Source organism: Microcystis sp. M53602_WE12, from assembly GCF_030065455.1.
GTDB lineage: Bacteria > Cyanobacteriota > Cyanobacteriia > Cyanobacteriales > Microcystaceae > Microcystis > Microcystis aeruginosa.
The window spans coordinates 1-2636 of the sequence record NZ_JASJFB010000603.1 but is presented as its reverse complement, the minus strand read 5'-3'; the positions used below and the strand labels follow the sequence as shown (position 1 = coordinate 2636).

Sequence of the window (2636 nt, the reverse complement as noted above, 5' to 3'; positions counted from 1 at the left end):
TTTAGGAGTTGTCAAAACAAAGCGAAAATCAACAGTCAAGCTGATTGTAGCACCTTTTCCTGACCGGCAACGAAGTAGTCCCCAATTTTTTTTCAATAACCCCTTGACAAATTACACACAAGCTTAACTTCTCACCAATGGTCGCGGTCGGTCGAACCAGTCAAGCTTCCTTTGCCTTAAATGAACAATTGGAAGCGTTGACAGCAGCTATGAAGGCCCAGCGGCTACGAACGGATTTAGAGTCAATACCTTTCGTTAATCTACCGCCCGAGCGGAAAGATGATCTGAAAGAGATGCTCAAGATAGCCCTCTATGGCATCAAACAAGCTAATATCTTCTCAGGACATTATGGCGATGTTTTAGGAGTCAAATTTAGCCCCGATGGTGAGATGATTGCCTCCGCTAGTGCAGATAACAGGATCAAACTCTGGAAAAGAAACGGGAGTTTATTAGCCACTCTTGGTGAAAAGCGTGGTGGACACAAAGGTTCAGTAAATGCAGTGGCTTTCAGCCCCGACGGGCAACTGCTGGCCTCCGCCAGTGTGGATAACACGATTAAACTCTGGCAGCGCGATGGAACCTTAGAGAAAACTATTCAAGGGGATAAAGATGGCGTAAATGCAGTCGCTTTCAGCCCTGATGGTCAGTTGATTGCCTCTGGTGGTAACGATAAAACTGTTAAACTCTGGAAACGAGACGGCACCTTATTGAGGACGCTGGAAGGACATCGGGGGGCAGTTAAGGCAGTCGCTTTCAGCCCTGATGGCCAGTTGATTGTCTCAGGTAGTCGGGATAAAACGCTCAAACTCTGGAAACGAGATGGCACCCTATTGAGGACGCTGGAAGGACATGGGGATACAGTTAAGGTGGTCGCTTTCAGCCCCGATGGTCAGTCGATTGTCTCAGGTAGTCGAGATAAAACGCTCAAACTTTGGAAGCTAGACGATACCTCGCCGACCATCACTTTTAGTGGCCATGAAGCCTCTGTTTACGGGCTGACTTTTACCCCAGATGGTCAGCAAATCGTTTCAGGAAGTTATGACAGAACAGTCAGACTCTGGAAACTGGACGGTACTTTATTGATGACTCTCCAGGGACATAGCGATGCAGTTAATACAGTTGATGTCCGTAACTACGGTAACAACCTGGAAATTGTTTCAGGTAGTAACGACAAAACGGTTAGACTCTGGAAACCTTACAACGAATTAGTGACGACTCTTTTTGGCCATAGCGATGTGGTGTCGGCTGTAGATTTAAATGCTGATGTAATCGTCTCAGGGAGTTTCGATAAAACAATCAAACTCTGGAAGCAAGATGGCACACTGAGGACGCTACTAGGACATAAAGGTTCAGTTAGCACCGTCAAAATTAGTCCTAATGGTCAATTTATTGTTTCAGGAAGTCTAGACGGAACTCTCAGAATCTGGCGGCTAGATGGTAAATTGCTCAATACCTTGAAAGGAGATACTGGTGGTGTTCACTCTGTAGCAATTAGCCCCAACGGTAAGTTAATTGTCTCAGGAAATTGGGATAAAACGCTTAAAATCTGGCGGCTAGATGGGAAATTACTTAATAACCTCAAAGGACACACTGATGGTGTTCAAGCAGTGGCGATTAGCCCAGACGGCAAGTTTATTGCTTCTGGAAGTGCGAGTAATAGCATCAAAATCTGGCAGATAGATGGCCATGGCACTTTGCTAAGTATTGTCACTCTCAAAGGACATCTAAGTTCCGTTTTAGGGGTTGATTTTAGCCGAGACGGTCGAATGCTCGTTTCTGGAAGTGGCGACAATACTATTAAACTCTGGAAGACTGATGAAAAGGGACAATGGCTTCCTTCCTCTGTTAAAACCATCGAAGGACATTCTAATTCGGTGTTGGACGTTAAATTTAGCCCCGACGGACAACAAATTGCTTCGGCTAGTAGTGATGATACCATTAGAATTTGGCAACTTGACGGTACTTTAGTGAATATGCTGCCGGGGTTTGGGGCTGATGTTAACGCCATCCATTTTAGTCAAGACGGTAAAACTCTTGTCTCCGGGAGCAGCAACAAAACAGTAATTATTTGGGATTTGGCTCGCCATTTAACACCTAAAGATATCCAAAGATACGCTTGCAAGTGGTTAAAGGATTATTTACAGCATAACCCCGAAGTAGAAGAGAGCGATCGCCGCCTTTGTGACAACATCTTCGGCGACGATCATTAAAATGGGTCTAGGTGTGAAGTTTAACTACTGATAGGCACCAAACTTAGAGACATCTCCATTATAAATAGTCTCGTTAGGCATTACTGCCTTAAATAAATCTGCTCCAACAAACTTAGCCCCCTTCAGATCAGCCTTGGCTAACTTGACATATCCGGCTCTTCGTTACTTGTTATGGTTCGATAGGGGGGCATAAATCGACTAAATCCTTATCTGGCAAGAGACTTAATTGATTAGTTCGCTCTAGATAAAAAACAATTGACAAAAATGGCTAAATGCCTTTCTATATAAGGGTTCCATCCCTTATAATCCCCGTCCATTGCATAACACAAACCGAAGAGCCAGAAGTATAATACATGAAGAAACGAAGTAGCAGGAAAATACAATGAGATTTATTAGAGACCTAAACCCCGAGAGCCAGAAAATGCT

Annotated in this window: 1 protein-coding gene; it reads left to right on the top strand. The window is 44.2% G+C overall.

The genetic code is table 11. The features are described 5' to 3' along the window. The first annotated feature begins 137 nt into the window (after window positions 1-137). The gene (locus tag PX482_RS19020) at window positions 138-2210 is read left to right on the top strand and encodes a WD40 repeat domain-containing protein (RefSeq protein WP_288026711.1); all 2073 of its coding nucleotides are present in this window, start codon (window positions 138-140) and stop codon (window positions 2208-2210) included. Window positions 2211-2636: the final 426 nt, after the last annotated feature.